We start from the raw sequence: 24,378 nt of genomic DNA on the forward strand, positions 1-24,378 counted from the left end.
ATTATGAAGTAGCTTTTGGTTGAAAGTTACGCAATCTGAGGGCATTGCTAACAACAGAGAGCGAAGAAAGAGCCATCGCAGCCCCGGCGATAATTGGATTGAGTAACCAACCAAATATAGGGAACAAAATTCCAGCCGCAATAGGAATACCAATGACGTTGTAAATAAAGGCAAAGAAGAGATTTTGCTTGATATTGTTGATGGTGGCATGGCTGAGTTGAATTGCTGTGACAATGCCTTGCAAATCTCCAGAAATTAGGGTGATATCGCTAGCTGCGATCGCAACATCTGTTCCCGTACCAATAGCAATTCCCACATCAGCCTGTGCTAGCGCTGGCGCATCATTTATCCCATCACCTACCATTGCGACAATTGAGTGCTGAGTTTTGAGTGAGAATTTACGAGAATTCTCTCCCCTTACTCCTCTGCCCCTCTGCCCCTCTACACCCCTGCCCCTCTGCTCCCCTTGTAGAGATTGGATAATCGCCGCCTTTTGATCTGGACGCACTTCGGCAAAGATTCGCTCAATGCCAACTTCTGCTGCGATCGCATCAGCCGTTTTACGATTGTCTCCAGTAAGCATTACTACTTCTAAACCTAATTTCTGTAATGCCTTTACCACTGCTGCTGATGAAGGTTTCAGCGCATCGGCAATACCCATTATTCCTTGTAGTTCGCCATCTACAGCAATCAAAATGACTGTTTTACCAGCAGTTTCCCAGGCATCTTTATACTGCTGGAGACTCATAGTGTTAATTCCAAGTTCTGTTAACCAGCGTTGTGTACCAATTTGCACAAGCTGACTTGAAACAACTGCTTGGACACCACTACCTGCATTAGCCTGAAAGTTCTGTGCCTCTGTTAAACTCACCTCTTGAGACTGGGCGTATTTCACCACCGCTTCAGCTAAAGGATGCTCAGAATTCCTTTCCACCGTTGCTGCTAACTGTAAAAGCTTGATTTCATTCCCATTAGCTGTACCGTTAACAGTTACAAAGTCTGTAACTGTTGGTTTCCCCTGAGTCAAAGTGCCGGTTTTATCTAAAACGATGGTTTGAATTTTGTGTGCTAGTTCTAAGCTGTCCGCACCCTTAATCAAAATACCGTTTTCTGCACCTTTGCCGGTTCCCACCATTACAGATGTGGGGGTAGCTAAACCCAAAGCACAGGGACAAGCGATAATTAGTACACCTACCGTTGTCATTGTTGCTAGGGTGAGGTTGCCAGTGAAATTAAACCAAATTACGAAAGTGGCGATCGCGATCGCAATTACAGCTGGTACAAACCATCCTGTCACTTGATCTGCCAAGCGCTGAATTGGTGCTTTAGAGCCTTGGGCTTGTTGCACTAATTTGACGATTTGAGCCAAAAACGTATCATTTCCGACTCGTGTCACCCGAAACTGAAACGCACCTGCACCGTTAATCGTCGCCCCAATCACCTCATCTCCTGGCTGCTTTTTGACTGGCAAACTTTCACCAGTTACCATCGCTTCATCTACTGTCGAAGCGCCTGCAATCACCTCGCCATCGACTGGAATCTTCTCGCCAGGACGTACCAAAATCACATCATTGATTCTGACTTCAGCAATGGGAACATCAATTTCCACACCATCACGAATAACTCTGGCATCTCTGGCTTGCAATCCGATCAGTTTGCGGATGGCTTCAGAAGTTTGTCCCCTAGCGCGATTTTCCAATAACCGCCCCAATAAAATTAAGGTAATAACAATGGCTGCAACTTCATAATAAACATGAGGTATCAAGCCCTGGGCAATAAAAAATTTCGGGAAAACAGTCACAAACAAAGAATATATATACGCTGCACTTGTACCCAAAGCAATCAGCGTGTCCATTGTCGCCGTATGGCGCTTGAGGGTTTTCCAGCCATTGCGGTAAAAAGAACCACCACACCAGAAGATGACAGGTGTTGTCAACGCTAACTGTACCCAAGGATTTTGCAAGAAGCTGGGAATTAAGGGGAAGTTTAGCCCAGTCATCATGGGCAACGACCCTAAAAAGAGGAAAATGCTAATTACACCTCCCACAATTACCTTGAGGAAAAGTTCGCGTTGTAATGCTTGTCTACTCGCTTTTTCGGCATCATCTTCTTCAGAGAGCAATTCTTCCTGGAGTGAGTCAGAAGAATATCCCGCAGCTGCGATCGCAGTTTGAATTTTCTCTAAATCTGCTAGAGAGCGATCGTAACTGATGGCGGCTTGTTCTGCTCCAAAGTTAACGTTGCAGTCAATCACCCCAGGAACAGAGCGAATTGCCTTTTCGATGTTGTTGGCGCAACCAGCGCAACTCATACCTCGAAGTTTGAGTGTGAGAGTATCCATAACTAGATGAACCGAACCCCTGTGATTGATGTGGGAGGATCTTTAAAGATTAAGCAACTGGATAGCCAGCAGCAGCCAACGCTTCCTTAATTTCTGTTTCTGATGCTTGAGTTTCTACACTGACAAGCTTGGTTGTTGGATCAGCCTGAACGCTTGCATTGGCATCGACTGCTTGAAGTGTTTTGGTGATGGTGCTTGCACAAACAGAACAAGACATATTGGGAACTGTGAGTTGGAGAGTCATAGATTTACGGGATAAAAATAAACAACCTAGCCAAACCAAGTTGGATGACTGAGGGATAACCGTCAACAATCAGAAATTTCTGGTTGAGAGTCCCCTTGAATTCATACTAGACTCTCTAGCCGGCTGGAGAGTCTAGAGAATTTTAAAAGTTTTTAGCTAAAGTTCAAATTCCTTTACAGATGTAGTATATAAAATGCAAAGAATACAAAATACTACAAAACACTTGTTTTCCAATGCAAGTGTGTGTTATCAAAGTTGTATAACCTGTTGTTTTCCCCCAAATTCTGGGAAAATAACCCTCCGCACCACTTGAGACGCGGCTGCTGAACCCAAGTCTCCTACTCTCTTCACAACCAAGAGTCTTTTTTAAGGCTCAATTTGGAGTTTTCATGCAGCCAAAAAATTTAAAACGTCTCCTGCGTGCTTTAGAGCGGCAGGGTTTGGATGTAACTTACGATAATCACACTTATTCTGTCCGTTTAGTTAATTCTCCTGATGCCCCTGTAGCAGAAGTGTTGCTGCCAGAAGGCTTCCCCGTAGAAGCTAAGGCACTGAAGCAGCTAGCGAATTTGGCAAGCGTCCGCCACCCATCTGGTGGATGCGTTTGTCGTGCCTGTGCTACCCCTGACTTTCACCCAGGTGATGCGGGTGTTGCCATTGGTTCAATTGTCGAAACTGTGGGTCAGGTTATCCCTGGCGCTGTCGGTTCTGACATCAATTGTGGAATGCGCCTGCACGTTGCTGATTTGACAATCGACGAATTCATGGCAAAGCGCGACCAATTCGTCGAAAAAATGAAGGGGGATTACTTCTTTGGTACGCGTGATGTGACAATGACTGCTGAGGCAATGCGATCGCTATTTCAATACGGAATTCCCGGTTGGCTGGATGCCATGCTAGATCGGCCTACTGGAAGTGTAGTCAAATCTGATTTGCAGCAACTACTCCAAGAGGGCGATGGCTCCGCCAACGCCAGGGGCGAACGCATCTTCTTAGGTGGTTCAATGGATGGTGACTGGAAACTTGCGCCAGAAGAATTGGTTCCCGATAGCGGAATGGTACGCGATGGCGGACTGGCAACCATTGGCGGCGGCAATCATTTTGTAGAAGTGCAGCGAGTTGATAAAGTCGAAAATCGCCCACTTGCCCACGCTTGGGGAGTGCGCGAGGGACAACTGGCTTTTATGATTCACTCTGGTTCTCGAAACGTGGGTAAGTATATCGGGGGAATGTGGCGAGATAAAGCTAAGGCGACTTGGCAAAAAGGTCTGAAGTACCCTGATTCTCAGATTTTTCCTCTCTCTACCCATTCTCACCCCGAATTAGTCGCCAGTTACCTGCAAGCTGAGGCAACTGCTGCTAACTATGCTTTTATTAATCGCCTGCTGTTAGCAGAACTGCTACGTCTGCGTTTGCGAGAAGTATATAAAGATGTGGAAGCACCTCTAGTTTATGATTTGCCGCATAATATCACCTTGCCGGAAGGTAAAGGATGGGTAACACGCAAGGGCGCTTGTCCAGCCCATGCAGGGCAACCAGTGATTATCCCTGGTTCAATGGGTGCTTATTCTTATCTGATGGTGGGTAAAGGCAATCCAGCCTTTTGTAATTCGGCCTCACACGGCGCGGGAAGAATTCGTTCTCGCTTCGACCTCAATCGCAGAGGTGCATCTCAAAATGAGGCAGAACTGGGATTAACCGGGATAGACTGCATTACCTTGCGTGAAGAACGCCGCATTGAAGAAGCACCAGCCGCCTATAAACCGATTCAGTCTGTAATTGATGTGCAGGTTGAGGCAGAAATGGTGGACGTTGTGGCGCGATTGAGTCCGGTATTGACGTTTAAAGCGTAGCCCCTAAATAAAAAGCCCCTGGTCAACGCCAGGGGTATCCATCTTTATTCCCTAACATTTAGAATCGCATCTGTGAAGCTATTATAAATCCGTACTAATGCAATTAACGCATAAGATTGATGATTATTTTGCAATTAATTAGATGGAATTTACCCAGTGTCATCAATGCTACGGTGTACACACAAGTTAGATCCAGTTTTAGTTTTATCCCAATACGCTTGGGATAAGCCAGAAAGCCCTTCTCCGAAAATGAGTGTAGAGACGTAGCACTGCTACGTCTCTACAAGGATTCTGGATAACGCATATTTAATTTCTGGAGATGTCTAATCAATACTTTATGTATTTTTCTTTTTTCGTATGAAACTGCCCAGCGTAGCCTGCCTCCGCAGGGGTACGCTATCGGCATCGCTTCTTTCTCTCCACTCGATCAGAAAATAGGTTTAGCTCAGTGCTAAACCTATAGATTTAGTGCTTAAGTAGACATTTAAGATTAATTTAGACTGACTTTTTTAGCAGTTCATCTTCCTCTAGACTGTATCCAAAATTCTTGAATACTTGTACATAATAAAAGGCTTGGTTAAACCAAGCCTCTATATATACCAAGCATTTACTACACCAAGATTAATTTAGACTGACTCTTACTTTAGTTCATCTTCCTATAGACTGTATCCAAATATTCTGAAATCTGATAGCACACTTCCTGGTTACTCGTAAAAAAAAGGTTTGGCTGTGAACCAAACCTCAATAATTGCTGTGCTTAACAACGTACAAAATTAATTTAGTTCTACTCTGTACTACAGTTCATCATCCTAGAGGATGTGTATAAATATTCAGAAATTTGGTATTTCATAACTTGATAAAAATCTTAACTAATTTTTTGAAAAAATACACAAAAAATCTACCTAAAGTTAATCCTGTTTAAAGATTTCTGGATTAAGCTAAAGACTCTAATCACCAAGATAGATTCTGATATATCCCCTCTATATTTTTTCTGCTCAACCAGTGTATAAAAATATCGCCCATCAATTTACTTCTAATCTGAAGAAAGTCTATCTTTTACTTATAATTTTTCAAAAAAAGACCCTGGAAGAATATCCAGGGTGCATACACGTTTTTCAGGCATTAACAGGCTGAATAATAACTTTGTAAAATAGTTATTTCTACTATCTATAGAATGATACGAATATTGATCTATATATGGTATTGATGGTTTTTTGTTGCTTGTTCTATTGATATATAGTATTTAATAACACCAATAGGCATATTTTGATGAGCTTTTCTATTTCTTTAGGATCATGTTAAACAATGTTTAACATGATATGGATATATTATTATTAGGAAGTTAGAGGATATTTTGAAATTAACTTTTGATTAATACTCATACATCAAGTACGAAATCTAGGGGCAATATCTTGCGAGTACTCCGTTGAAGAACTTGCAGATCCTCGCCGATGCCTTAGAGAGGATACGCGATAGCATATATGGGCTATTTTTTGCCTCATTAACTGTATGTTTCAGTTGGTTAGTGCCAGTCACAAAAAAGGCATGGCTTTTAGCCATGCCCTATATATACCAAGTGTTTACCATACCTTGCTAATTTATAATTACTTTGATTTCAGTTCATCTGTCTAGAGTGTGTTGACATACTCTAACGATAGGCATGAAAAAAGGTTTAGCACTCAGCTAAACCTTCATTGAAAGCAGTTATTCGACACACCAAAATTAATTTAGAGCTACTCTTAATTCTGGTCATCTTCCTCTAGGATGTGTACAATAATTATAAAATCTGGTACTGATATATATTGATAACATAGAAATTATTTCAACCCCCTTTAGATAGATAAATATTTTAATAGATGTGATTAAAAATAAAATTGATCGCAGATAAAATTAATAGGCATCAATGGTCTAATTTAACAAAGCTTAAATAAAATTATTCTCAAGCTTTTGGTTGTATTAAACTGAATACGTTTCAGTTAAGAAGAATAGTAGTAGTGGTCTGTCTCATTAATTCTGAAGGTTTATAAAAGTTCGTAGTAAGGACTTTAGTCCTTGATTTGAGCGATAAATCGCTCACTACAAACCTAGCAAAATTAATGCGATAGACCAGTAGTAGCGCAGCAAGCTTAATTTGTTTGGTTGAGCAATCATAAAATAATTTTGTTTACGACTTTCTATATTTTTGAACCCAATGTTTTAGCATTGACATGTTAGTAATGGTTTATACTTTGCAATTACCCAAATGCTTGTCACATATAGCTTTTAGCAGTTTTATACCTGATTCCTATCAGACTTTGTGAGAAATACGGGCCAACCTACGCCAGTTTTAATTTTTAACCTTAACCCAAGCGTATTGACATTAAACTTCAATAAATAATCTAGAAACAAATTTCTGCATAGGTGTAGCCTGTCATAGACATCGCGCTATACTAAAGTAGTAGATAGCCTTGGACAAAAGATGAAAAGCTACTTCTTTTCAGGAATATATCAAAAATAATCTCTTGGTTTAATCTAAACAATCGTGTCTGTACAACTAATAAAGAGTGTGTCTAAATTAGATTAAGCACGTAAACTTCAGTACAAAATTTAACAGTTAATAACTTGAATTACTTGTTTATTTAGTATCTTTAAAATCTCCAAGCATACATAGTTCAAGCCGATACTGTTTTAAATCATCATCTGATCTTTTTATATAAAGTTATGGTGAATTTATTAAGAAAATATTCTGTAATTTTGCGTATAATCGAAAAGTATCCGCTAAACCTCTCAGCTTGAGGTTTTCTTACCTCAGCAATTTTTGCGTGGGTAAGAATTATCAAATAGGCAAAAGTAAAACACATTAGCTAATTCTGACCGAGTACTATTCCATAAGTTCGCGCGAAGCTTCGTCTGTATCTCCCTAATAGAGACAGACGAGGAATCCTAATAAAATCTTCTGGAGAAGAGATGTATTTGGCACATTCATTCATGAGTGATGAAAAGCAGCAAAACTCTCACCAGCCTTTGATTTTGGCAGTGGAAGACCATGATGATAGTCTTTTGCTGATTAGTTATGCTCTTGAGTTAATGGGTTGTAGATTTATTTGTCAAACAGATTGTTCTGCAACAGTGCTGGTGGCTAAAGAATATCAACCGGACTTAATTTTGTTGGATATTTTGTTACCAGGTCTTAGCGGTATCGATGTTGTGCGTCATCTAAAGCAAGAACCCTTAACTTCCAAAATTCCAGCGATCGCAGTCACGGCTTTAGCTACCACGGAGGATCGAGAGCGTATCCTTAAGGCAGGATTTGATGATTATATCAGCAAACCCTATATGATTGAGGACTTAGAGGCTATAATTCGCCGTGTATTGGGAGGAAAATTCTCTCCTTACTCAGCTTTTGAACTTTGTCAAGATTAGCAATTTAGCAGAAAAATGTCCCCGTGAAGAAGTTAAATGTTCTTGGGTAGTTGGACAGTGAATAAAGTACCTTTACCTACTTCAGAAGCAACCTGGATAGTTCCTGCGTGCCCTTCTACAATCCTGTGGGATAAATGTAGCCCTAAGCCACTACCTGAACGTTTATGTTTGCCTTGGCGAAATCGCTCAAAAATTGTTGCCTGATCTTCGGGTGCAATTCCATATCCTGTATCTTGTACCTCAATTGTTACCGAATCTTGATTTCCTGGAAGAGGTGATGTTTCAAAAATGCGGATTGTGATCCCTCCTGTATCCGTAAATTTGATGGCATTGGCGATCAAATTGTTTAACACTCGGCGTAGTTCCAAGCGATCGCCCATAATAACCCCAGCATTTTTATCCAGTGGATCTAATTTACTGGTGTCTGTTGTCAGGGTCAAACCTTTTTCATTAGTTAGAGGGCTTAGTTCACTCACTACTTCTTCAGATATCTCACGTAAATCACATACTTCCCAATTCAACGTTTTTTTACCTGCCTCGAAGCGATAAACTTCTAGGAGGGTGTTTACCATGTCCATCAAATTTTGGTTACTGCGAATCATAACTGCGATCGCCTGTTTCATTTCCGGCGAGATTTTGCAGAATGTTTCCATTTCAAACAAACTCAACATCCGATCGGCAGCAACTAAAGGAGTTCGCAAATCATGAGTCAGACGGGAAACAAAGTCTTCCCGTTGGCGGGTCATTTTTTGTTGTTCGTCCAGACTGTGCTTGAGACGTAATAGCGATCGCACTCTTGCCAGTAGTTCATCCGTATCAAATGGTTTACGAATAAAATCGTCAGCACCAGCATCTAAACCTTCGACAACGCTAGATTCATGAAAAGCAGTAATCAGCAGAATTGGAATATAACTAATTGCTGGGTTATTCCGAATCCGACGCGTGACTTCATAACCATCCATCCCCGGCATCATTACATCTAACAAAATCAGATCGGGTGGAGATTTTTCAACTTGTCTCAAAGCCTTTATTCCATCTGAAGCCAAATCAATTTCATATCCCTCACTTTCTAAAATCGCTTGAACCAAAATAAGATTATCTCGAGTGTCATCAACTGCGAGAATACGATAAATTTTATTATTTTCAACTACAGACATAATTTATAAATTTTTCTCAGTTTTTTGGAAGTAATTTATAGTTTAAATTTAGGATATCCTATCGGTGCTTGCCTAGCTTGAGAAGATGACTGATGGGGATTTTTTGCTCTACCAAAAATTCCGTCGCTGTCTAATTGTAAATTAGGAGGATCATCTGCCATATTTTGTAATGTGATTTGACGCGGCAATTCAATTTTAAACATTGAACCAATGCCCAATTTGCTCTCCAGAAAAATTTTGCCGCCCATCATTCGCACCAATGAATCTACAATTGCCAAACCCAGACCAGTCCCTGGATATTTGCGAGTGATAGTTTGATCGACTTGGCGAAATGCTTCAAAGATACGTTTAAAATCTCTGGATGCTATACCAATACCTGTATCCCGAACAATAATTACTACTTGATTTGTAGGTAGTTCCTTAACCTCAACCAAAATCTCACCAGACTCTGTGAACTTAATCGCATTGGAGAGTAGGTTAGTTAAAATTTGTCTGATCCGAATAGGATCGTTAAATATAAAAGGATTTTGCAAATCTGTTTGCAGTAACAATGACAGCTTTTTAGCATCAGCGAGTGAACGCATTTCACCTACAGCGAGATTTATGACCTTTGATACATCAAATATTTCCGCCTTTAAGTCTAATCGTCCTATCTCCAGCTTCGAAAAGTCAAGAACTTCATTGAGTAGCATCAGTAAATGCTTCCCATTATTTAAGATGCGCTCGATCATATCTGCTTGCTGGTTAGTTAGTTGACCGAACTTAGGACGCAGCAGTATTTGCGAAAAACCAATAATCGCATTCATCGGCGTTCTGAGTTCGTGAGACATAGTGGCCAAAAAATGTGATTTTAACCGTGATGCCTCCAACAGCTTAAAGTTTTGTATTTTAATCTGTTCTTGTTGTCTCTCCAATTCTTGGTTCTTACGAATGAGTTTTTCATTACTTTCTCTAAGCTGCTCTTTTGCCAAAGCTGCCTGCATTTCAGCCCGATAAATCCGAATCGCACTCCGCAAAACCTGTGCCAAGTTTTCTGATGATATCCTAGACTTAGAGAGATAGTCTGTAGCACCAGCTTTAATTAATTGAACAGACATTTGTTCATCTTTTTGACCAGTCAAGACTACTATAGGAACTTGAATTTCCGAAAAACGTAGCCGTTGAATCAAGGTTAGTCCATCCTGGTTTGGTAAATCATAGTCGAGGAAAACACAATCATAAGCAGTAATGCTTAAGGCAGAAAACGCATCATTGCCATTGCCGACTTCAGACAGTTCCATCTGAATACCTGCCATCGTCAGGCCCTGACAGACTACCATCCTGTCTACTTCGTCATCGTCTACAACCAAAATTTTCAGCGTCTCTTCCATCGTTTTTAATTTTTGCCGCCAAACATAGGTTGATGTATAACATTTCTCTTTTGAGATTATCCAATTAAAAAAAAATATAAGATTTTCGGAGATTTAAAATCTGTAACTTGATTAACTAAGGCGTTTAGCACAATATCCAATACTTGTTTTGCGTTGCCATCATCTTGACATTAGGCAAGATGAAAGGCTTGAGGATATGTCTGGCTAGATTTAAGTCATCAGCTTTCACTCGGTGTTGATCTTGATTTGAGGTTGTCATTACAATTACAGGAGTTGCTTTTAAAGCTAATTGTTGGGTTAAATTTAGTCTGTTGTATTTTTAATCTGTTTAGTTTGCCAGACTATTGAAATTAAACTCCTAGCAAACGACCAATGGCTTTCAAAAAACTAGCAATTAACAAATCGAAAACTATTGCTCTAGGCACAACAGACAGAACTGATATAAAGTAAAATAAAATACTTTACTAAGCTTAAACCAATTGTAAATGAGTGAGCAAGCGACCGTCGTCAGCCATTGGTGAGAGTTGCATACCATTATCGTGTACCATAAGCTTGAGCAGTTTTAACCATTAGATTTGGTTAGACCAGGTAAATAAGAAAGTGCTTCCTATACCTATTTGTGAATCACAAGTAATCCTACCTCCTGCAATTTCAACAATTTTCTTAACGATCGCAAACTTTCACAGTTTGGAAAATTCCCAAAACCTCCTCGCAAACTTTAGGAAGAATACCAAGTCTTTCTAAGCCTTTTGGCATTAAAAAGATTACTTGCCCACTTTGACTGCCGAAGGGTTTAACTTTTGAGCCATAAGTCGCCCACCATCTGGATGCACGAGTAATTACCCCATGCAGTTGTAGTTGAATTCCTTTTGAGATTGTCCACCATTGAGCCTGACTTTTCACGTGATAGGGAAAACAAGAGGCGAAACCTAAACCCCAAGTCCTCAAACCTTGTAGGGTTGGGGGAGAATTTAAAACCTCTTTCCTATAAGGAAAAAAGAATGGAAGTGAGGTTTTCCAGATCCTGTTAAAAGTCAGAACTTCGTCCATTTTTATAAGCTTTGTTCAAAGCTTTGTACAAGATAATAGGAAATAACTAATGGAAGATGGCAACTAAAAGCTGAATTCTGAGCAAAAGAGAGCAATTTGGCATTCATCTCAATATTTCATACTTTTTGTGCAAGTATCTATATATCTCCAGCTAGATATGTCCTCTATCTAAATATAAAAAAAGAGAAAATTTATTATTTCTAGCGATGGATGCAGACTGGTTAAAATATCATCTATCTTTGGTTTGGGGAAATAAGAGAAAGCGCTAAACGAAAGGTAATACTTTGAAAGATGCAAACAGCGTAAGAGCGGGTATAGCGATGAATGAAATTAGCATTATTTTAATTGAAGATCATGACTTAACACGAATGGGGCTAAGAGCGGCATTACAGTCTCACAGCGCCTTGAAAGTAATAGGCGAAGCAGCAAATGCGACTCAAGGACTAAAACTTTTGGAAACGGCAAAGCCAGATGTAGCTGTTGTAGACATCGGTTTACCTGACATGGATGGCATTGAACTCACCCGTAAATTCAAACGCCATCAAGCTGAAACTGGTCAGACAACAACGAAAATTCTGATCCTAACAATGGATCACACTGAAGATGCTGTACTTGCAGCTTTTGCAGCAGGTGCTGATTCTTATTACATGAAAGAAACAAGCATCAGTAAATTAACTGAGGCGATTCAAGCAACTCACGGCGGTAACTCTTGGATTGATCCGGCAATTGCCAATGTGGTATTGCGGAAAATGCGCCAAGGCATTCCTGGAGAAAGCCAAAATTCTGATAAGCCGAAGACTGTAAAAATTGAGGCGCTAGCGTCAGAATACGAGCAAGTTTTAGAAACATATCCCCTGACTCAACGGGAATTGGAAATCTTAGAATTGATTGTAGCTGGGTGTAGCAATGGGCAAATTGCCGAGAAACTCTATATTACAGTTGGTACTGTAAAGACTCATGTTCGTAATATTCTAAATAAATTATGTGCTGATGATCGTACCCAAGCTGCCGTCAGGGCCTTACGTTCTGGGTTAGTAGCATAAGGAACTGGAAACGAGGGAGATCAGGGAGATGAATTAATAACCAATGCCCAATTCCCATCAACTCAATCGTTCCTGTAAACATTCTGCAATGCGTAGTGCGGCCCCTGGTTTGCCCATACGCCGCAGTCCATTTTCGGCAATAATTTGCAAAATATCAGGATCTTTGAATAGAGACTGGACGATCTCGGCCACTTTAGCTGGTTGCTCAATTAAAATCAAAGATGAGCCTAAAAGACGACTTTGAGCTTCAGCAAAGGCAGGGTTATATTGGGGACCATTGCCGGGAATAGCGATCGCAGGTTTCCCTAAACCGATAAACTGTTCTGTGGCTGTACCTGCCATTGCGATCGCAAAATCTCCCAAATGCAAGCAGTCATTATAGGATTGTTGAGTCAGCAAAAGATAAGCATTTCTTTGTTTGAATGTCAATACATTTGGATCAGGAAGTTGGATAGGACATACTGATTCCGCCCGCCAGCCTTGGGATTGCACGCTTTGGGATAAAATATTAGAGTCTAAACCAGGTGCGATCGCACCTAAAAATATCACTGTGCCAGAAGTGTAAAACACCGAATCTCGCTCCTGAAAACTTGCCATCAGCGCAGATACAGCAATCATAATTTTTTCCCAGTTGGTGTATGCCTCTGGCGGACGGGAACCAGGAAGAAGAGTCACCATTAAAGGTCTAACCGTTTCTTGCTGGTGACTATCCCGACTATAAAATTGTTGGCGTGAAAAGGTCGGTTGCAGACCATCCATCATCGGATTACCCAAATTAAAAGCGGGAATTGGCCATTGTTTTAATGTTTCCGTCGTCAGCACATCTCTAGGAAACACTGCCTTACAACGGCGACGACTCATTAACCAACGTTCCCAAGGATGGTAGACTGAACCAGAAAAGTTTTCCCAACGCGCGTCTTTGGATTTCCGTGGTAATAATCCAGCTTCATCGCGCACATAATATTCAGATTTCGCCGTACCCACAAAGGCATAATTAGCGCCACTAAAAGTTGCAAACAACAGGGGGACAATATCTCCCACAGCTAAAATCGCTCTTTTATTACCTAATTTTTTTTGAGAACTCACCCATCGGCGGACAGCTTTAATCTGGCTGAGGGTAAGTTGCAATAAACCACCGCGTACATCCCGCGCCAACTGGCGGCCATCCATATAAATAAAGCCACCAGAAGGCATAGTGCGGACTGAACCGATAAGAGGGATATCCAACTGTTGGTAAGCATTTCCTTCACCCACCAGAGGTAAAGCAAATATCTCTGGTGGGTTTGATTGTTGTTGGAGTTCTTGCAAAATCCGAACTGCAATCACATCTTCCCCATGACCATTACTTAATACAAGTAATCGTAAAGGAGAAGTTGCAGGTTGGGAGTTAGAAGCTACAGATAAGCGGGATGAATTACTCATAAGAAACAAAATATCAAAATTAACTGTCGTTTGGGTAAGAGGTGTAAATAGGGGAAATCGGCAAATGAGCTGGAAGTTAGTATTATCGCTATTTCTTTGCTTTCCTACAACTAATGCCAAATTCTCAAAGGATGTGTTGTTTAAAATTATTGAAAAAGCTTTTTAATCAAGTCTTTTAATCTAATTTTTGTCGCAGTATTCGCCAAAAATCACGACGAGCAGCTATGAATGATCGCTATATGCTTTCTGTGTTGGCTGCGGCTCTCTCAAACTCACTACCTCTGCCATAATCCCCCTGTCAATAGGGTTTGAGACGCGCTAACCCTGGGTTCTGATGAACCATGAAATTGCTAATGAAAGTTTGACTGAAAACGAGAACAGTATAGAGCCGAAGTTACCGCGATCGCCAAAAAAGAAAAAGATTACTTGGGTAATTTTGGGCGTGCTGTTGCTGACTGGGTTGGTTTTTTTTGGTATCCATACAAGTGCAGCCAAGTTAGACAAAACTGAAAAATCTGGACGTAATAAACAGCAAGTGACACCTGTAACTGTGGCAATGGTGACACAAAAAACGGTTCCAGTGCAATTGCAGGCGATCGGTAATACGGTCGATAACACCACAGGGACATCTGTGTCTGAAATCTCAGCACTGAAGGGTACGACTCTCATCACCAAAGACTTACTTTACTGATTTAAAGTTAGAGTTCCCATTCAGGGCATTATTTATAACATCATTAATTTTTAGGAACAGCAGCACAGGTTAATGGTTGTTGCACCTGAGTAGGAGATTTATCTGCAATTAACTCAATTTTTCCTTGTGTGTTACGTCGCCAACCTGTAGCCTGGACAAGAACTACCTCTTTTGTGGGTATTTGAGCTATCACTTCGCCTGTTTTGCGGTATGCAGTCAGATTGCGGATATCAGACCAAGTGTGATCGCTCGTTACCTGCTGAAGGGGATTTTGCGGCACACCACCTCGTCCCGTTGCCACAAAGCGGCTGCCTTCACTATCCGCGCAGCCTGTAGCAATTTGCTGAGATGGATCGGTGACATTTGCAGGCAATTCGACTAAACCAGAATTTGGATCGATACCGATAGTATTAACTTGAACCGTGCCACTTACCCCAAATTGGGAACTGGCAGTAATATCACTATCAGGAGTGAGTTGGTTGCCAAACTTCAGCCCAAAGATGCCTTGAGTGGTGACTTGAATATTACCACCTCTGCCTCGGACTGCATTGGCAATAATGTCGCTGTTTTTGAAGCCGACGATGATGGGTGCATTGATGTTTATATTACCTCCATTCCCTGAACCGCCAGCTGTTGAGGTTATCTGGCTATTGTCTTGCAGAAGCAACAGGTTTTTGGTGGACAATTTAATATTGCCACCATTACCGGATTCTGTTTGTGCTTGAATAAACCCTTGATTCTTTAATTGGATGCTGGCTGCACTAATATTAATATTGCCACCATTTCCACTACCTTGACTGGTGACACTGACTGTCCCGCCATCCATCAGCGTTAAGTTCGGTGTGGTAATGCTCACAGTGCCGGCATTCGCTGTTAATATATTTGGTAGACCAAATCGTTTCCGCAATAAAGGATCGGGTCGGATGGTAGAGGCGTTAATGCTGCTATTAGTTGCCCGACCTTGACCACTGATGATGATCGCTTCAGTAGCATTGATCCTCAAATCTCCTCCATTCCCTGCAAAAAATGCGGTAGTGGCAACTGCTCCTCCATCCAAAATTTGCAATTTCGCAGTATCTAGGGTCAAGGTTTTGGCACTTCCGGTTGCAAATGTAGTTGAGCTAATGTTGCTGTAAAGTCCAGAGGGACTTTCTCCCATCACGGTAGTGTTGGTGTTACGAATCGTCACTTTCCCGCTAAAACCACTGCCAAAGGTAGCCGAAGATAGTGAGGCACCGCTTGATACTAGTAGACTATTACCATTGACGAAAACATCACCAGCATTCCCAGTGCCTAGTGTAGTAGTGTTTACCGTGGTGACATCAGCAGGATTATTGGGTGAAAAGCCAGACAGTTCAATGGTGGTTGCATCAATGTAAATATTGCCACTGGGAGCTGCTCCAAGAGTTGTGCTATTCAAACCCGCTCCCGATTTGATAGTGAAGTTGGGAGTAAGAACGCTGATATTCCCACTAGCTCCCATACCCAAAGCATCACTACGCACTCCGCTCCGAATTGTGCCATCAGCTGTTTTAGCAATCATATTAATTGACTCTGTAGCCTGAAGACGAATGTCACCACCGGGGAGATTGCCAAAATTTTGCGCCAGTACCAGAGAGCCATCGGTGAATTGAATTTGCCTACCCTGAATTTGAACCGAACCTGCATTCACGCCGCTGATATCTAATAGCGATCGCTGTGCCAGTTGAATATCGCCAAAGCTTTGTACATTCCCATATCCCAGTGTATAGCCCTGTGCGGTTGGTATCAGCTTTACCAATGCTGTACCGATTACACTACCCAATTCAACTCGTCCTCTTTCAGCGATTAAGTTTGCCCCATTTAGATGTATGTCGCCACCCACTAAAGCTAGGGTGTTTCCCGGCTCTACCCGCAGTTTTGTAGAACTGGGAGTCTGAATCGGGGGAACCAGAGCCAGTCCACTGACATTCCTCAAGGTATGTCCTGTACCTTGAACAGTGATTGATGCGGGATTGTTACCCAGTTGCAACCCAATGGGAACATTGATACTCAACAACGGGGCAGATTCAGAATTAATTACACTAAACTCAGCACCATCGGCAAATTTAATACTGTTGGCAGTGCTGCCAATAAATGAACCCCCAATGTTTAGTTGGGCATTGGCTCTAAAGATTATCCCACTAGGGTTGATCAAGAACAGACTGACGGGATTGTTGCCGTTAATCTTCTGAATCAAGCCATCAATACTAGAGATATTACCGCCAGTAACACGGCTGAAGATGGTAGAAATGTTGGGCGTGTTTACTAAATCAAAAGTAGCCGAACCGCCAGTGGGAACCGAAAACTGCTGGAAACTGTGAAATAAGTTACTGTTGGCGGCACTACCATTAGTAATGGTGAAGTTATTACCGCTTTGGGAGACAGTAGTATTGAGGGTGCCATCGGGAGTTAGCTGGGCACTCACAGAGGTACACCAAAGGAGCATCCCACCTGTCAGCATTAAATTAATCAAATCCCAGCAAACAAAAGGTGCTTTCATCGCTCACTTTCTATTAATAATATATATAGGGTTCCCTAAACAGTATTGTGTTTGAACACCATCAACAGTTTTAAGTGATCCCATGCAACGATTACCTCATCTCCCAAATCCTGAATCACTTCTCCTCTGGCAACATACAAAGTGCGGTAAGGGTCAGCATGAGAAACAATAGAACCAAGCCCGATTATGGGAGGTTCAGTAGATGCCGTTTGAAGTACGGTAATTAAATCAGTCTCCTGGATGGTCAATTCCACCAAATAATCTTGTTTAATCACCTCATACTCTTGCGCCACTGCCCAAAAGTCTTGCCACGTACATCCAGGTTTTGCAAGTACTTGCCGAATGTCGCTAACTGCCTGGGGCAGCATTTCTAATTGCTCGGCTCGATATGCGATCGCCGAAGGCGGGTCTTCGACCATCGCAGTTGGTGTCGGGTCACTACCTAAAATTAGGGCTGCTGCCTCCAATGCCTGAGTATTGTTCATGGCACTGGCTAAGTTTTTCAAAGCCATGCCCATGAGCCGCAGACATGCTTGGGCATTTTCCTTTGGTGGTTCCTGGGCTAGCGATGGCGTAGGGGATCGCAAATCAATAGTTTTCTCCAAGGCAAGCTTGACTTGCTTGTTCAACGCTTTAGTCGCTTGCTGGGTCATGGTATTCACCCACTGTTGAACCGGATGCTGTTGTACAGCACGTTCTAATTCCTGAATGCGCTGCTGGAGTTGTTGGTTTTCAATCTCCAGTTTTCGTAATCCCTCCATTTCATCCAAACGCTGCTGTAACTGAATATTTTGCTCTTTCTGCTGCTTGTACAGGTTTTGCAGAGACTGGATTTGCTCACTTACTTGTTCTTCGGCTCTGGTTGTGGCTTCTGACTGTAATCCAATCCTCAATTCCTGCTGTAAGCGCTCTAACTCCTGCTGGTGTTGTTCCTTAAGTCCTGCGATCGCTTCGGTATATTCTGGTGGATAGTTCCGCTCTCTGGGGAATGGAACACTGGGGGCATCTAGATCCCCATTGTTAATCAGCAGCCTCTCACCATCAGCAAAGGTAACAATCTGTTGCCAGCGATTTGGTGCATCTGCTTCAATCACTCCCGAATCCCCATAACGAGGGTGCGATTGTGATGAGACAGTAACAGAATTACACAGTTGCGTTTTAGGGTTTTCGCTTTTTGCGGCGCGTTTAGTTGTTGGTGCAACCTGTTGTACTGCTTTGGCAAAATCGGCGGCAGTAGGGAAGGGTTTTTCTTTGGCTGCGATGCCTACACGCCATCGCAACAGCTTGCTCTAACTTATCGGGAGTTTTAACCAGTCGGAGTAGCGAACGAGTCTGAGAAGGTTTAGTAATCTTGTCTTTGAGTGACTCTGGTAGGGTATCAAAGAAAGGCTTTCTACAAAAGAGATTGCAGACTTATTAAACATCAGTCCTAAAACAGCCAAAGTACACCGATTGCAACTGATGAAACGACTGAATATTTATGATGTTTTACGCTATGCAGCACTTGGGTAGATAGAAGCTTTTGATACTACTAAAAAACGCATTAATCAAAAAAGTGAATATGAGACTAAGGAAAATCCTTAGATAAAATAAGGATTTTCCTAATTAGTAAAATTGTCTATTTCAACAGAAGTTATTTTTATTTTTACAGAGTATAAAACCATCAAATATCTAGCTAAAAAGGTGGTAGTATTTTCTGGAATCTATATTTGTGGATTTGTAGCTTTATAAAGATTGTAAATAGTACGATTCATCAAACCCTTCTCTTTATTAATAGGGGAACTTCAGTGTTATGGATGAAAAAAAAGAAACGCTTTTATATATCTTGTGTTTTATAAGAACCGAAGATGAGTCAGGCAAAGGAATTATATTCAGTTCATTGTGAAATTGAAGCTTAACTGCATGATGCAGTTAGGTAAGCCGGGCATCTACAAAATAGCAGACTAATATACCGCTCCAATCAAGTATTGGTGTATCTTTTTTCGATTCATGCAAACAAGCCTTCCATAACACATAAATTGTGTCAAAAAACAAATCGATGATTTTTCTAAAATCTGCATAAATAGCTAAAAATCAGCAGATAAGACAGTTAAGGGGAACCCTACTTTTGAGTCTTTAATTCAAGCAAAGCGACTTGACGTATTGAACGTAGATTCTCATCCCTTGGATATATTTCAATATGAAATCAGGCTCAAAATTTATTCCAACAAACGTGTCTATTGTGTTACTCAGAATCAAAAAATGGAGGTAGATAACATCGTAGGTTTTCTCATAAAGACTGCTTTCATAGATTTCAAGTTGTCAATCTAATAATCAATATGCCATTACAAAAATTAGCTAAATTCCTTAATCCATCAGGTGAACCTGTAATAGCACCAGGTGGTATTCAGGATACATCATTCAATCGTGATGCCCTTTCCAGGTTTGTTTGCAATACCCTAGATGAAGCTTTAGCAGCCGTACCAGGTGGCTTTGACGTTATTGTAGTTGGATCGGGAATGTATGGCGCATATTTTGCAACCGATATATATAACAAAACAAAGAATTTTGGGTCTGGTCGTCCTCGCCCTAAAATTTTAGTTCTTCAAGAAGGCCCATTTTTGATTCACGAACATTTCCAAAACCTACCTTTGGGATTAGGAGGACTTTATGAATTACCTCTTGCCAGTCTTCTACCTGAAGGACAATATCGAATCATTAACGCAAATGGTACATCAGAGGGACAAGGAGTTCCATTTGGACGCGATTTTGCCGGAAAATTCCGACCTCATCATCGTTGTGTTGGTGGGAAAGGTCTTTTTTGGGGTGGTTGGTCTCCTTCCTTGACTACTGCTGATTTGGTTCAGTGGCCAAACTCAGTCTCTGCATTCTTGAAGAGCGAACAGGGCTATGATTTTATCACTCAAGAAATTGGCGCAGATTACGATATTGATCGGCGTGGCAAAGAAGAGGACTTTATCTATGGCGGACTTTACGAAGCTTTACTCAAACGCTCTCGTAAATTAACTCCATTCAACATCCCAGTAGATAGTTATTCAATTGATCGTGTGCTTCAACCACCGATCGCAGTCAAAGTTGAATCTGAATTATCCGGATTGTTTAGTCCAGATAAATATAGCAGTCTACCTGGTCTGTTGAGTGCGATTCGGGAGGATGTAGGAAGGTCAAACAATAATGATCAAAATCGCTATCTATTTTTAGTACCAAACGTTACTGTCCTAAATTTAGAAACACAAGAGGGAGTTGTCCGAGGCATAAGAGTTGCTGTTAATGACCCAGTTGGTGCAGGCGAGATAGTTCAAAACATTACAGTTCCTGAGCAAGGGATGGTAGTTTTAGCCGCTAATTGTGTCAATTCAACCCGCATAGCCAGAAACTCTTTCCCTCGCCCAGCGTTACTTACAAAAGAACGTATGGGAGCTAACCTGATGGTTCATATCCGAGGTAATTATCTTTGGAAGATACGCCGCACCCACCTCGAAAGTTTACCTATCTTAGAAGAAGAAGGATTGTTAAAAGATATCTTCAAAGATAAAGTTTTACAGCAGGCAGCTTTACAGATTGAGGGTACAGCAACAGATTTAAACTCCAATAACCTCACTGGACGCTTTCATTTCCAATTTTACGCAGCACCCAATGCTGGCAATAACGCCGAGTACTCTCTTTATCAGATGATACCCGATCGCGATGACCTACTTGAGAAAGCCCAACAGCTAAAAGGTGAGCCAGATGCCAATGAATGGATCACCGTAGGGATAAGAACTTGTGGGGAAGATTTCGGCGACAAAGAAGCGCCAGTAGAATATAGCGGGGTACGTAGTGCCAACACTAGTTGGATGGATACCAGCCCCTCAGCTAAAGACCGTTTTGGCAACCCAGAAGGCTATGTTCAACTTGTGGAAACGGACGAGGTATTGAAACTTCGTAATGCACAGAGGGCAGCAGCTTTCCAATTCATTGCTCGGTTAGCCAATGTTACCGTTGAAGAAGCTGGCAAAAAACAGGGTGAACCTAACGCTAATCCCAATATCGTACTTGTTGATGCTGTTGAAGACGGCTTAGGAACTACTTATCACGAGTGCGGTACTCTTTGGATGGGGGAAAATCCAGAGACATCTGTAACTGATGTGCATGGACGCTTTCATCATGTTGCCAATGCTTATTGTGCCGATCAGTCCTTGTTCCCGACAGCAGGCTCCGCGAATCCTGTGCCGACAGGGTTAGCGCTGGCTCGTAAAGTAGCTTTAGGTATTACTGAGCGATATCAAGAAGAAAAGCCTTTTGAAGACAAAGATGGTGACTTTCAATCTCTCTTCAACGGTAATTTTCCTGGTGTATGGCGTTCTGTTGGGGCTGCCAACTTTACACCCTTACAGCCTTTAGGGCAGCCTCCTATTATTGAAGCAGGGAAAGCTGGCGCAGATAGTGTTTTAGGGTTGCTCTATTATCAACCGAAGCAATTCAAAGATTTTGTTCTGCGTCTAGAGTGGAAAGCCTTTTCTATACGTGCGAACTCTGGAATATTTTTACGTATCCCAGATCCTACAGGAAAATCCCTTGACAACTCTTTCTATGAAGCTTGTACAGAAATTCAAATCGATGAAACTGGGAAGAATTATCGAGATGATAGAAATCCTCAATCAATATTTGGGGGATTCCGTGAGAAGACAGGCGCAATTTATACTCTTGCTCCCGCAGCACAGGGTATGAGTAAGGTAATCCGTCCCAGATTTACAGCTGATGGGCCTTGGAATGTTTACGAGATTACTGTTCAAGGCGATTCGATTGTCGTAGTTCTTAATGGTGAGAAAGTATCTAACACTACTATTGCTGCACCAAAGCAGAGGGAAGGTTATATAGCCCTACAATGCCACACCGAAATTGTTCAGTTCCGCAATATCCGCATTAAAGAATTGTAAAACACGGAGAATATAATAACTATGCCATTAGATTTAACGACCAATTCAGGGCCAATTGATCAAGATAATCCCAAAATTGCAGATGTTCTCAAGGACTTACAAGGAAACATCCTTAACGGGCATGGACGAGATCATGCTGCCCATATTTTTATCGCCTTCGATAAACCCAATCAGATCGAAAACGTCAAAAAGTGGATTGCTAGATTAGACGTTACTTCAGCTAAAGCCCAATTGGATGGAACAGAACGCTATAAACGAGAGAAAGTTGATGCGGGTTTATTCACCCATTTTGCTTTGAGTACTAGTGGTTATGCTCGTCTCGGCATCCCAGTAAACAAAATACCTACAGGAGCAAACCCACAAAAACGAACAGCTCCATTTTACGCCAATTCTTTTCAAGAAGGAATGAAAAATCGTGCCTCAGTTCTTCTTGATCCGCCTACGAGTAACTGGGAAAGTGAATTTCAAAACTCAATTGATGCAGTTTTGCTCCTTGCTAACGATGATCCGGCGGAATTAATCGCTCAGGAAATTAAAATTCTTGAACAACTCAAAGATATCGCCACAGTCAGAACCATCGAGCGTGGGCTTACCTTACGACGCAAATTTGATACTGCCGATACGACTAACCCTAGTAATGAGTTCGGTGTAGTTGTCGAACACTTTGGTTATGCTGATGGTGTTAGTCAACCTATCTTTCTTAAAAAACAGTACGAACGAGAGAAAAGCCTAAAAGGAACTCGTTTCTGGGAACCAGCTGCTCCTTTAAAGTTGGTTTTAATTCCCGACCCAAATGGCAAGACGGCAGACGTTAGTTTTGGCAGTTTCTTAGTTTTTCGCAAACTCGAACAGAATGTGCAAGGTTTCAAAACTGCTGAAGCTAAGTTAGGAGAAAGCTTAGGACTGCCAAGAGAATTAGCAGGAGCGATGGCGGTGGGACGTTACGAGGATGGTTCACCTATTGTCCTGCAACCTGGTGACGGTGCTTGGGCGAACACAAACAAACCCGCTATCCCCAACGATTTCAATTATCAAGGTGATAAGTTGGGTTTGACTTGTCCTTTTCATGCCCATATCCGTAAAAGTAATCCCCGATTGGAATCTGTGAAAGCAGATGGTCCTTTTGCTAAGTCGAAGGAGGAAGAACTAGGACACAGAATTGCTCGACGTGGTATTACCTATGGAGGACCTCTCAGCAGTTCTGATAATTTAGATGATCTTCCCACCAATGGAGTTGGATTACTTTTCATGTGCTACCAATCAGATATCTGGGAGCAGTTTGAGTTTATTCAGCGTTTTTGGTGTAATAATCCCAACTTCCTTGAACCTGGTATTTCTGGTGGCACAAATCCAAACTATGATAAAACGGGATTAGACGCGGTTATCGGTCAAAAACTGGGTGAGCAAGCCGATCCAGTGATTAATGAAGCTCCTAAACCCCCAAAAAATTGGCCATCACAGTGGGGTAAATCTACAGTCAGACCCGAAATTCCCGACGAAAATCAATTTGGTCAATTTGTCACTCTCAAAGGTGGGGAATATTTTTTCTCTCCTTCGATTAGTTTTTTAAAAAATCTCAGTGGTAGTTCACCAAGCAAATAAGGACTCTAAAAGTCGGGTAAAGGGGAAAGGCAAAAGGTGAAGGGTTTCTACTTTTTCCCTTTCCCCCTTACTCGAATAGCACTAAGAAAAGCTAAAAGCTTTACTAATCAAGCCGTTTGTAATTGTTTACATCATTTCGATGTGGTGATGTGTGAAAAATTACTGAGAAAAATTAAAAAGGCGCTGGTTGCTGATGGAAGAGTGATAGTTGTTGACTTTATTCCTAATGCTGATCGTATTACGCCGCCTCTAAGCAGTAACTAATGCCTTTAATTCCTCAGTTTTTAATCTTGGCCCATAGGATGTAACAATCGGCATACCACCACGAGCGTAATCAGCTGGTTGCAGACATATTTTACGACCACGGGCAGGAATTTATTAAGTTCCGAAATGGGAAAGAAATTCTAGTTGACACTGCTTATAAGTGGGGATGGGAGCGAGTCGCAGATTATGCGTCCCCGTTTTCAGAAAATAATTGGTCGTTGCGCGGTATCAATGCAAGGGAATCTTGATCTACACCTTCTCACGGTAAGCCCTCAAACCTCGAAAAAGCGTGGCTTTTTCCACGGGCTAATTCTCAATAGCTTTGAGTTAATGAAAAGAGCTAACAGAAAAAATCAGGGCTTAGGAAATCTTTAAAATGAGCTTTTCTATATGCCGTGAAAAGTCAGATATCTTCTTCTTTTGACGAAGGCATTGCGCTAAATAAACTAGCCCTTATTTAAAGGTTGCGTGAATTTGCTGAAAATTATTGGCATTTTAG

At 41.6% G+C, this 24,378-nt stretch carries 16 protein-coding genes; 7 read left to right on the forward strand and 9 right to left on the reverse strand.

Features of this window, described 5'->3' with window-relative positions; translation table 11 throughout:
- Position 1: 1 nt before the first annotated feature.
- The gene (locus GJB62_RS25735; RefSeq protein ID WP_114084903.1) at positions 2 to 2,341 is read right to left on the reverse strand and encodes a heavy metal translocating P-type ATPase; all 2,340 of its coding nucleotides are present in this window, start codon (positions 2,339 to 2,341) and stop codon (positions 2 to 4) included.
- A 49-nt stretch (positions 2,342 to 2,390) separates the two neighbouring features.
- Positions 2,391 to 2,585: a heavy-metal-associated domain-containing protein gene (locus GJB62_RS25740; protein ID WP_114084902.1), complete on the reverse strand. Its 195-nt coding sequence runs from the start codon at positions 2,583 to 2,585 to the stop codon at positions 2,391 to 2,393.
- 389 nt (positions 2,586 to 2,974) lie between these two features.
- On the opposite strand from GJB62_RS25740, the gene GJB62_RS25745 reads away from it, so the two are divergent.
- Positions 2,975 to 4,438: an RtcB family protein gene (locus GJB62_RS25745; RefSeq protein WP_114084901.1), complete on the forward strand. Its 1,464-nt coding sequence runs from the start codon at positions 2,975 to 2,977 to the stop codon at positions 4,436 to 4,438.
- 2,946 nt (positions 4,439 to 7,384) lie between these two features.
- Positions 7,385 to 7,840, forward strand: a complete 456-nt coding sequence (locus GJB62_RS25750) for a response regulator (protein ID WP_012408171.1) — start codon at positions 7,385 to 7,387, stop codon at positions 7,838 to 7,840.
- 32 nt (positions 7,841 to 7,872) lie between these two features.
- Here the strand turns inward: GJB62_RS25750 and GJB62_RS25755 are convergent, their stop codons facing one another.
- The 4 genes from GJB62_RS25755 to GJB62_RS37170 all read right to left on the reverse strand — a co-directional run bounded on the left by GJB62_RS25755 (position 7,873) and on the right by GJB62_RS37170 (position 11,417).
- Positions 7,873 to 8,997, reverse strand: a complete 1,125-nt coding sequence (locus GJB62_RS25755) for a hybrid sensor histidine kinase/response regulator (protein WP_114084900.1) — start codon at positions 8,995 to 8,997, stop codon at positions 7,873 to 7,875.
- A 35-nt stretch (positions 8,998 to 9,032) separates the two neighbouring features.
- Complete coding sequence (locus tag GJB62_RS25760; protein ID WP_114084899.1) at positions 9,033 to 10,367, reverse strand: hybrid sensor histidine kinase/response regulator; 1,335 nt, start codon at positions 10,365 to 10,367, stop codon at positions 9,033 to 9,035.
- Between the two features lie 124 nt (positions 10,368 to 10,491).
- Positions 10,492 to 10,626 (reverse strand): hypothetical protein, encoded by a 135-nt coding sequence (locus GJB62_RS38070; protein ID WP_256874388.1) that lies wholly within the window; start codon positions 10,624 to 10,626, stop codon positions 10,492 to 10,494.
- A 404-nt stretch (positions 10,627 to 11,030) separates the two neighbouring features.
- Positions 11,031 to 11,417, reverse strand: coding sequence for a hypothetical protein (locus GJB62_RS37170; protein WP_114084898.1), 387 nt, complete (start codon positions 11,415 to 11,417; stop codon positions 11,031 to 11,033).
- 320 nt (positions 11,418 to 11,737) lie between these two features.
- Between GJB62_RS37170 and GJB62_RS25770 the strand changes: the two genes are divergently transcribed.
- The gene (locus GJB62_RS25770) at positions 11,738 to 12,460 is read left to right on the forward strand and encodes a response regulator transcription factor (protein WP_012408175.1); all 723 of its coding nucleotides are present in this window, start codon (positions 11,738 to 11,740) and stop codon (positions 12,458 to 12,460) included.
- A gap of 57 nt (positions 12,461 to 12,517) precedes the next feature.
- Here the strand turns inward: GJB62_RS25770 and GJB62_RS25775 are convergent, their stop codons facing one another.
- On the reverse strand, positions 12,518 to 13,882 hold the full coding sequence (locus GJB62_RS25775) for a lipid-A-disaccharide synthase-related protein (protein ID WP_114084897.1): 1,365 nt from the start codon (positions 13,880 to 13,882) through the stop codon (positions 12,518 to 12,520).
- Between the two features lie 334 nt (positions 13,883 to 14,216).
- Here GJB62_RS25775 and GJB62_RS25780 point away from each other — a divergent pair, with 334 nt between their 5' ends.
- Positions 14,217 to 14,573 carry a hypothetical protein gene (locus tag GJB62_RS25780; RefSeq protein ID WP_181852923.1) on the forward strand — a complete coding sequence of 119 codons (357 nt, stop codon included), beginning with the start codon at positions 14,217 to 14,219 and terminating at the stop codon, positions 14,571 to 14,573.
- Positions 14,574 to 14,616: 43 nt separating this feature from the next.
- Here GJB62_RS25780 and GJB62_RS25785 read toward each other — a convergent pair whose 3' ends face one another.
- Together GJB62_RS25785 and GJB62_RS25790 are read right to left on the reverse strand one after the other, a co-directional pair.
- Entirely contained in the window at positions 14,617 to 17,094 is a 2,478-nt protein-coding gene (locus GJB62_RS25785) for an S-layer family protein (RefSeq protein ID WP_114084896.1), read from the reverse strand.
- Between the two features lie 35 nt (positions 17,095 to 17,129).
- A complete protein-coding gene (locus tag GJB62_RS25790; protein WP_245246010.1) occupies positions 17,130 to 18,374 on the reverse strand; it encodes a hypothetical protein in 1,245 nt (414 codons plus the stop codon).
- Between the two features lie 1,038 nt (positions 18,375 to 19,412).
- Between GJB62_RS25790 and GJB62_RS25800 the strand changes: the two genes are divergently transcribed.
- From GJB62_RS25800 to GJB62_RS25810, 3 genes are all read left to right on the forward strand, one after another.
- On the forward strand, positions 19,413 to 22,013 hold the full coding sequence (locus GJB62_RS25800) for a family 16 glycoside hydrolase (protein WP_114084895.1): 2,601 nt from the start codon (positions 19,413 to 19,415) through the stop codon (positions 22,011 to 22,013).
- 21 nt (positions 22,014 to 22,034) lie between these two features.
- Positions 22,035 to 23,615, forward strand: a complete 1,581-nt coding sequence (locus GJB62_RS25805; protein WP_114084894.1) for a peroxidase — start codon at positions 22,035 to 22,037, stop codon at positions 23,613 to 23,615.
- A gap of 147 nt (positions 23,616 to 23,762) precedes the next feature.
- Positions 23,763 to 23,879 carry a hypothetical protein gene (locus GJB62_RS25810; RefSeq protein ID WP_114084935.1) on the forward strand — a complete coding sequence of 39 codons (117 nt, stop codon included), beginning with the start codon at positions 23,763 to 23,765 and terminating at the stop codon, positions 23,877 to 23,879.
- The last annotated feature ends 499 nt before the right edge of the window (positions 23,880 to 24,378 follow it).

Source organism: Nostoc sp. ATCC 53789 (genome assembly GCF_009873495.1).
Lineage (GTDB): Bacteria > Cyanobacteriota > Cyanobacteriia > Cyanobacteriales > Nostocaceae > Nostoc > Nostoc muscorum_A.